Origin of the sequence: Citreimonas sp., from assembly GCF_042096055.1 — a bacterium.
In the GTDB taxonomy this organism is placed as follows: Bacteria; Pseudomonadota; Alphaproteobacteria; order Rhodobacterales; family Rhodobacteraceae; genus Citreimonas.
The window spans coordinates 1-7,758 of record NZ_JBELMH010000018.1; the positions used below are offsets into that span (position 1 = coordinate 1).

Below are 7,758 nucleotides of genomic sequence, written 5' to 3' on the forward strand. Positions count from 1 at the left end.
GGTGATCGAGGACGAGGCCGCCGTGGGCCGGATGACCGAGAAGATGCTGCGATCCTTCGGCTACGACGTGGTCGTCGCCCCCGATGCCGCGGCGGCGGCGCGTATCTTCGCCTCGGGTGCCGCGATCGACCTCGTCCTGTCGGACGTGGTGCTGCCGGGCGAGATGAGCGGGCCGAAGTTCATTCGCGGCCTTCAGGAGACGAAGCCGGACCTGAAGGTCGTGTTCATGTCCGGCTATCCGACCGAGGCGCTGGAGGGGAACGACGACCTCGACTCGCGGCACCAGCTGTTGGCCAAGCCCTTCCAGGCGTCACAGCTGGCCGCGACCATCCGCAAGGCGCTCGACCGGTAGGGCGGGCATCGCGGGCGGTTCGGCCGCCCGCGCACCGAGCCTAGAGCAGGCGTTCGATCAGGGCGCGCGTGTTCGCCTCGGTCATCTCGACCGGGTTGCCGCCGGTGCTGGGATCGCGCAGCGCGGCCTTGGTCAGCGCGTCCACGTCCGGGTTCTTCACGCCGAGATCGGTTAGCGTCTTCGGGATGCCCAGCCGGGCGTTGAGGTCGTCCACGTAGGCGCGGAACCCGTCGAAGCCGCCCTCGATCCCGAGGTAGCCCGCCGCGCGGTCGAAGCGGTCGGCGATCTTCTCGGCGTTGAACTTCAGCACCTCGGGCATGCAGACGGCGTTGGTCGTGCCGTGATGGGTGTGGTGCACAGCGCCCACCGGGTGGCTGATCGCGTGGATCGCGCCCAGCCCCTTCTGGAAGGCCGTGGCGCCCATCGCCGCCGCGGACATCATGTTGGCCCGCGCCTCGATGTCCGAGCCGTCGTCATAGGCGCGCGGCAGGTTGTCCACGACCAGCCGCATGCCTTCCAACGCGATGCCCTGGCTCATGGGATGGTAATGGGGCGAGGAATAGGCCTCGACGCAATGCGCGAAGGCATCAAGCCCGGTACCCGCGGTGATCGCCTTCGGCATGCCCACGGTCAGCTCGGGGTCGCAGATCACGACCGCGGGCAGCATCTTCGGGTGGAAGATGATCTTCTTCTCGTTCGTGTCGCTGCGGGTCACGACGCTGGCGCGCCCTACCTCCGAGCCCGTTCCGGCCGTGGTGGGCACGGCGACGATCGGGTGTATGCCGGCGGGGTCGGCGCGGGTCCACCAGTCGCCGATATCCTCGAAATCCCAGATCGGCCGCGTCTGTCCGGCCATGAAGGCGATCGTCTTGCCGAGGTCCAGACCCGAGCCGCCGCCGAAGGCCACGACCCCGTCGAAGCCCCCGCTGCGATAGGCGCGCAGGCCTTCCTCGACGTTCTCGCCGGTCGGGTTGGGGTCGACGTCCGAGAACATCGCGCGGCCCAGCCCGCCCGCGTCCAGCAGGTCGAGCGTGCGCGACGTGATGTCCATGCCGGCGAGGCCCTTGTCGGTGACCAGCAGAGGCTTGGTGATGCCCGCCGCGCGGCAGGCATCCGCGATCTCGGATATGCGCCCGGCGCCGAAGCGGATGGGGTTGGGATAGGTCCAGTTCGCGCGCATGGTCATGCCTTCTTCAGGTGGTAGGATTTCGGCCGCGTCAGGGCCTGGTAGGCGAGCACCGACAGCCCCTGCCCGCGCCCGGTGTCCTTGCAGCCGGTCCAGCACAGCGCGGGGTCGAGGTAGTCGCAGCGGTTCATGAAGACGGTGCCGGTCTCGATCCGCTGGCCCAGCGCCTCGGCTGCCTCGGCGTCGGTCGTCCAGATCGACGCGGTCAGGCCGAAGCGGCTGTCGTTCATCAGGGCGACGGCCTCGTCGTCGGTCTTGACGGGCATGATGCCCACGACCGGGCCGAAGGTCTCGTCGCGCATCACGCGCATCGCGTGCGTGACGTTGGTCAATATCTGCGGCGTCAGGTACGCGCCGCCGTCGTCGGCCTCCATCGTCGGAATATGCGCGGTGGCGCCGTCGGCCACGGCCTCTTCGATCTGGGCGCGGGCCTCGGCAGCGAAGCGGACGTTGGCCATGGGGCCGATCGTGGTCTCCTCGTCCAGCGGGTTGCCGAGGCGGTAGGATTTCACCAGCGCCACGGCCTTTTCGACGAAGGCGTCGAACAGGCTTTCGTGCAAGTAGACGCGCTCGATGCCGCAGCAGCACTGCCCCGAGTTGAACATCGCCCCGTCGATAACGCCCGCGACGGCGGCGTCGAGATCGGCGTCCGCGCGCACATAGGCCGGGTCCTTGCCGCCGAGCTCGGTCGCGATGGGCAGGAAGGTGCCCGCCGCGGCACGCTCCATTGCCTGGCCGCCACCCACGGAGCCGGTGAAGTTCACGAAATCGACCTTTCGGGCCGAGATCAGGTCGGACGTCATGTCGTGGTCGAGCACGAGGTTCTGGAACACGTCTTCGGGGACGCCGGCGGCATGGAACGCCTCGGCCAGGCGTTCGCCGACCTGAAGCGTCTGGGCCGCGTGTTTCAAGATCACGCAATTGCCGGCGATCAGCGCGGGCGCCACGGTGTTTATGGCGGTCATGTAGGGGTAGTTCCAGGGGGCCACGACCAGCACGGTGCCCCAGGGTTCGCGCGCGATCATGCGGCGCATGGTGGCGCTGTCCTCGACCACCTGCGGGGCAAGCGCGTCTGCCGCGATCTGCGCCATGTGCGACGCGCGTTCATGGAACCCGCCGTATTCACCGCCGTAGCGCACCGGGCGGCCCATCTGGTGGGCGAGTTCCACCGCCATGCGGTCCTGCTGCTGACCGACGATCTCGACCGCCTTCATCACCAGGCTTGCGCGCTCGTGTACGGAGCGGGCGGCCCAGGCCGCCAGCGCGCCGCGCGCGGCGGCGGCCGCGGCGAAGGCGTCGTCGCGCGACAGCACCGGACGCTCCAGATAGACCGATCCGTCGATCGGCGAGATCAGTTTCACGCTGCTCATGTCATGCTCCCTCGAATCCGCGGGCGATTTCCCAGTCGGTGACCGCGCGGTCGAACGCCTCCTGTTCGACCTCGGCGGCGCGGGTGTAGTGGTCGATCACCCAGTCGCCCATCTGCGCGCGCAGCATGGCCGAGCCCTGCAGCGCCTCCATCGCCGCGCGCAGTGTGTGGGGCACTGCGGGCACGTAGTCCATGTGGTAGACGTCGCCGGTGACCGGCTCGGCTAGCGTCAGCCCCTCTTCGATCCCCGACAGCCCGGCGGCCAGCTGGGCGGCGCAGGCCAGGTACGGGTTCAGGTCCGACCCGCCGATGCGGCATTCGATGCGCACGCCCTTCGTCCCCTCGCCCACCAGCCGGTAGCCCGCCGTGCGGTTGTCGACCGACCACGCGACCTTGGTGGGCGCGAAGGTGCCGGGCACGAAGCGCTTGTAGCTGTTGATGTAGGGCGCGAGGAAATAGGTGATGTCGGCCGAGTATTTCAGCAGCCCCGCCACGTAAGAGCCCATCACGTCGGACATTCCGCGCGGCTTGTCGGCGTCGAAGAACACGGGGTTGCCGTCCTTCCACAGCGACTGGTGGATATGCGCGGCGCTGCCCACGCGGTCGGCGCGCCACTTGGGCAGGAAGCTGGCGGCATGGCCCTGCTGGTGGGCGATCTCCTTGATCGCGTGCTTGGCGATGCTGTGGTTGTCGGCGGTGGCCAGGGCCTCGGCGTAGCGGATGTTGAGCTCGGCCTGCCCGGCCTCGGCCTCGCCCTTGGTGTTCTCGACCGGCACACCGGCGGCGACCAGGTGATTGCGGATGGGCCGCATCACGTGCTCTTCCTTGCCGGTCTGGAAGATGTGGTAATCCTCGTTGTAGCCGGAAAACGGCACGAGGTCGCGGAAGCCGCCCTTGCGGATCTCGTCGAAGGTGCGGTCGAAGAGGAAGAATTCCAGCTCGGTCGCCATCATCGCGGTCAGGCCCATCGCCTGCGCGCGGGCGATCTGCGCCTTGAGCACGGCGCGCGGCGAATGCGGCACCGGTTCGTGGGTGTGGTGGTCGAGCACGTCGCACAGCACCATCGCGGTCGCCGTCAGCCACGGCACCGGGCGCAGCGTCGAGAGGTCGGGCTTCATCACGTAATCGCCATAGCCCTGTTCCCAGCTCGTCGCCTGGTAGCCCTCGGGCGTGTTCATCACGAGGTCGGTGGCCAGCAGGTAGGAACAGCAATGCGTCTCCTCGTGCGCGCTTTCGAGGAAATTCGACACGTGGAAGCGCTTGCCCATCAGGCGGCCCTGCATGTCGACGAGGCACACCAGGACGGTGTCGATCTCGCCCGAATCCGCGGCCTTGCGCAGGGATTTCAGCGTGAGGGGTTCGGGCATGGCGGCCTCCTGTGGCGGGCGGTTTCATCGGCACGGGCGCCGGCATGAACCGGCGCCCGTCCGTCGTGTCAGGCGGTGAGTATCAGACGTCGTCGCCGTAGCGGTAGGGCCGTCCGGCCTTCTGCATGTCGGCGTTGTAGCGCTTGAAGATCTCGACGACGCGGGCCTTGGTCTCGGACTCGGCGGCGATCTCGTCCCAGAAGACGCGCGCGGCTTCCTCGACGGTGTCCCATTCCGCGTCGGGGATCGAGGTCAGCTGCAGCTTGTCGCCGTTCACGCGCAGGTCGGCCTCGCCGCCCCAGTACCAGTGCTGGCGGTAGTAGTGCGACTGGTCGGCGCAGACCTTGAACAGCGTCTTTAGGTCCTCGGGCAGCTCGTTCCAGCGTTCCTGGTTGGCGAAGAAGTGCCCGATCCAGGCGCCCGAGATGTTGTTGGTGAGGAAGTAGTTCGTCACGTCGGCCCAGCCGACCGTGTAATCCTCGGTGATGCCCGACCAGGCGATGCCGTCGAGCTCGCCGGTCTGCACGGCCACCTCGATGTCCTCCCACGGCAGGGTGACCGGGATCACGCCGAACTGCGCGAGGAAGCGGCCGGCGGTCGGGAAGGTGAAGACGCGCTTGCCCTGCAGGTCTGCAAGGCTTCGGATCGGATCCTTGGTGGCGAAGTGGCAGGGGTCCCACGCGCCCGCGCTGATGTGCTGCACGCCGACCTTGGCGTATTCCTCCTTCCAGATCTCGTCGAGACCGTAGCGGTTGAACAGCACCGGCACGTCGAGCGAGTAGCGGCTGCCGAAGGGGAAGTAGCCTCCGAAGACGGTGACCTCGGTGGGCGAGGCCATCGAGTCGTCGTCGGACTGAACCGCGTCGATCGTGCCGCGCTGCATCGCCTGGAACAGCTCGCCCGTGGGGACCAGCTGGTCGGCGTAGAACAGCTCGATCTGCATTCGGTCGCCGGCGATCTGGTTGAACATCTCGATGGCCGGGTCGATCACGTGCGCGGCCAGCGCGGGCCCCGCGTAGGTCTGCATCCGCCAGCGGATGGTCGACTGCGCGATGGCGGGCGCGGCCAGTGCGGCGGCGGGCGCGGCGGCGGCGGCGCCTTTCAGGAAGGTGCGACGGGTCGTCATTGTGAAATCCTCTCTGTTGCGTTTGCGGTTCTGGGCGCCCCGGTTTTCCGGGGTCTGGTATCTCAGTAATCGTAGACGAGGCCGGGCAGCCAAAGCGCGATCTCGGGGAAGGCCATGACCAGCGCCAGTGCCACGATCATGACGCCGACGAAGGGCACGATCGAGGCATAGATGTCGCGCAGTCCGATTTCCGGCGGCGCCATCGCGCGCATCAGGAACAGGTTGTAGCCGAAAGGCGGCGTCATGTAGGCGATCTGCGTCGTGATCGTGTAGAGCACGCCGTACCAGATCAGGTCGAAGCCCAGCGCATCGACCAGCGGCACGTAGAGCGGTGCTACGATCACCAGCATCGCCGTGTCGTCGAGGAACGTGCCCATGACGATGAAGCTCAGCTGCATCAGGATTAGGATCATCCAGGGGTTGAGGCCCAGCTGCTCGGTGAACAGGCTGTCGATCGCGCGCACGGCGCCCAGCCCGTCGAACACCGCCCCGAAGGCCAACGCGGCGAGGATGATCCACATGAACATGCAGGTGATGCCCAGCGTCTTGCGGACCGAGTTCTCGAACACTTGCCGCGTCATCCGGCCCTTGAGCACGGCGGCGAGGAACGCCGCGATCGCCCCGATGGCCGAGCTTTCCACGAGCGACGTGTAGCCGTTCACGAAGGGCACCATCATCACCGCGAAGATCACCAGCGGCAGCAAGCCGGCGCGCAAAAGGCGCAGCTTTTCGGCGCGGGGCATGGCCCGGTCCTCGGGTGGCAGGACGGGGCCGAGCGCGGGATTCACCCGGCAGCGGATCACGATGTAGCCGATGAAAAGCGCGGCCATCATCAGCCCCGGCACGGCGCCCGCAAGCCACAGCTGACCCACCGGCTGCCGCGCGATCATCGCGTAGAGCACGAGCACCACTGAGGGTGGCACGAGGATGCCCAAACTCGATCCCGCCTGGATCACCCCCGTGACCATCCGCTTGTCGTAGTTGCGGCGCAGCAGTTCGGGCAGCGCGATGGTGGCGCCGATGGCCATGCCCGCCACGGAAAGCCCGTTCATGGCCGAGATCAGCACCATCAGCCCGATCGTGCCCACGGCGAGGCCCCCGGACAGCCCGCCCATCCAGACGTGGAACATCTTGTAAAGATCGTCCGCGATGCGGCTTTCGCTCAGGACGTAGCCCATGAAGATGAACATCGGCAGCGTCAGCAGCGGGTACCACTTCATCAGCTTCATCGCCGCCGAGAAGCCCAGGTCGTAGCCGCCCCGATCGCCCCACAGGAACAGCGCCGCCATGACCGCGACGAAGCCGATCGCGCCGAAGACGCGCTGGCCGGTCAGCAGCATCAGCATCATGGTCGAGAACATCAACGCGGCGATCACCTCGTAGGACATCAGGTCTTTTCCCCCATGTCCTCGCCGCGCAGGCGCAGGATATCCTTGAAGAGTTCCGACAGCACCTGCAGCAGCATCAGCGCGATGCCGGCGACCATGATGGACTTGATCGGCCACAGGTAGGGGCGCCACGCGGTCGGGCTGCGCTCGCCCCCGTACTGGAACGAGTACATCAGGCTGTCCCATCCGCCCCAGAGCAGCACGGCAAGGTAGACGATCAGGAACAGCACGGTGATCGCGTCGACCTGCGCCTTGCGCCGCTCGGACCACTCGCCATAGAGCAGGTCCATCCGCACGTTCGACCCCATCTGCAACGCGTAGGGTCCGCCGAGGATGTAGTAGGCCGTCATGGCGAACTGCGCCATCTCGAGCGTCCAGAGCGAGGGCAGGAAGACCGCCTTCGAGACGATCGACCACAGCAGGATCGCCATCATCACGAAGATGCCGTACATGACCAGCCGCCCGATCCAGCGGTTGCAGCGGTCCACGACCGCGATGTAGGCGCGCAGCGCGGCGGTCATGGCTGCGCCTCGGGCACCGGGCCGAGCGCGGCGGACAGCACGGCGGCGAGGTGGTCGGCCATGGCCTCTATGCCGGCCGCGTCGCGCAGCAGGTTGTTGCGCACCTCGATCATCACGTTCGGGCGCCCCGCCCCGTGGCGCGCCAGCGTATGCGTCACGCCGTCGGCTGCGGAATAGGGCTCGTTCAGGCGGGTGTCCCAGCCGCCCGGACCCGCGGCCAGCATCGCGCGGGCGAGCGTCGCGTCCTCGTCGTGCAGGTAGCCGATCTGCACGCTGCGCGGGGCTCCGTTCCAGCGGGGCGTGAAGCTGTGCACTGTCACCAGCGCCGCGTCGGGCGCGGCGGCCAGCGTTTCGGCCACGGCCGCGTGAAAGGGGTCGTAGACCAGCCGCGCGCGGCGGGCGCGGTCCTCGGGCGAGAGGTCTTCGTTGCCCGGCACGGCGATGCGCTC

The 7,758-nt window shown here is 67.7% G+C and carries 8 protein-coding genes; 1 reads left to right on the plus strand and 7 read right to left on the minus strand.

The window, feature by feature from the left end; genetic code table 11:
- On the plus strand, positions 1 to 352 hold a 352-nt coding region (locus ACFDTC_RS06265; protein ID WP_375258023.1), incomplete at its 5' end, for a response regulator.
- Between the two features lie 40 nt (positions 353 to 392).
- On the opposite strand, the gene ACFDTC_RS06270 is transcribed toward ACFDTC_RS06265, so the two are convergent.
- The 7 genes from ACFDTC_RS06270 to ACFDTC_RS06300 form a co-directional block, all read right to left on the minus strand.
- Positions 393 to 1,538, minus strand: coding sequence for an iron-containing alcohol dehydrogenase (locus ACFDTC_RS06270; RefSeq protein ID WP_375258024.1), 1,146 nt, complete (start codon positions 1,536 to 1,538; stop codon positions 393 to 395).
- Positions 1,535 to 2,908: an aldehyde dehydrogenase family protein gene (locus tag ACFDTC_RS06275; protein ID WP_375258025.1), complete on the minus strand. Its 1,374-nt coding sequence runs from the start codon at positions 2,906 to 2,908 to the stop codon at positions 1,535 to 1,537. The genes ACFDTC_RS06270 and ACFDTC_RS06275 overlap by 4 nt, the downstream gene beginning before the upstream one ends.
- A 1-nt stretch (position 2,909) precedes the next feature.
- A complete protein-coding gene (locus ACFDTC_RS06280) occupies positions 2,910 to 4,274 on the minus strand; it encodes a glutamine synthetase family protein (protein WP_375258026.1) in 1,365 nt (454 codons plus the stop codon).
- 82 nt (positions 4,275 to 4,356) lie between these two features.
- On the minus strand, positions 4,357 to 5,400 hold the full coding sequence (locus tag ACFDTC_RS06285; protein WP_375258027.1) for a TRAP transporter substrate-binding protein: 1,044 nt from the start codon (positions 5,398 to 5,400) through the stop codon (positions 4,357 to 4,359).
- A gap of 62 nt (positions 5,401 to 5,462) precedes the next feature.
- Entirely contained in the window at positions 5,463 to 6,788 is a 1,326-nt protein-coding gene (locus ACFDTC_RS06290) for a TRAP transporter large permease subunit (protein WP_375258028.1), read from the minus strand.
- Positions 6,788 to 7,309 carry a TRAP transporter small permease subunit gene (locus ACFDTC_RS06295; protein WP_375258029.1) on the minus strand — a complete coding sequence of 174 codons (522 nt, stop codon included), beginning with the start codon at positions 7,307 to 7,309 and terminating at the stop codon, positions 6,788 to 6,790. The genes ACFDTC_RS06290 and ACFDTC_RS06295 overlap by 1 nt, the downstream gene beginning before the upstream one ends.
- On the minus strand, positions 7,306 to 7,758 hold a 453-nt coding region (locus ACFDTC_RS06300), incomplete at its 5' end, for an N-formylglutamate amidohydrolase (protein WP_375258030.1). The genes ACFDTC_RS06295 and ACFDTC_RS06300, both read right to left, overlap by 4 nt.

Coding starts and splice junctions, on each gene's coding strand:
- ACFDTC_RS06270 (WP_375258024.1), bottom strand. CDS start 1,538: ATGACCATGCGCGCGAACTGGACCTATCCCAACCCCATCCGCTTCGGC.
- ACFDTC_RS06275 (WP_375258025.1), bottom strand. CDS start 2,908: ATGAGCAGCGTGAAACTGATCTCGCCGATCGACGGATCGGTCTATCTG.
- ACFDTC_RS06280 (WP_375258026.1), bottom strand. CDS start 4,274: ATGCCCGAACCCCTCACGCTGAAATCCCTGCGCAAGGCCGCGGATTCG.
- ACFDTC_RS06285 (WP_375258027.1), bottom strand. CDS start 5,400: ATGACGACCCGTCGCACCTTCCTGAAAGGCGCCGCCGCCGCCGCGCCC.
- ACFDTC_RS06290 (WP_375258028.1), bottom strand. CDS start 6,788: ATGTCCTACGAGGTGATCGCCGCGTTGATGTTCTCGACCATGATGCTG.
- ACFDTC_RS06295 (WP_375258029.1), bottom strand. CDS start 7,309: ATGACCGCCGCGCTGCGCGCCTACATCGCGGTCGTGGACCGCTGCAAC.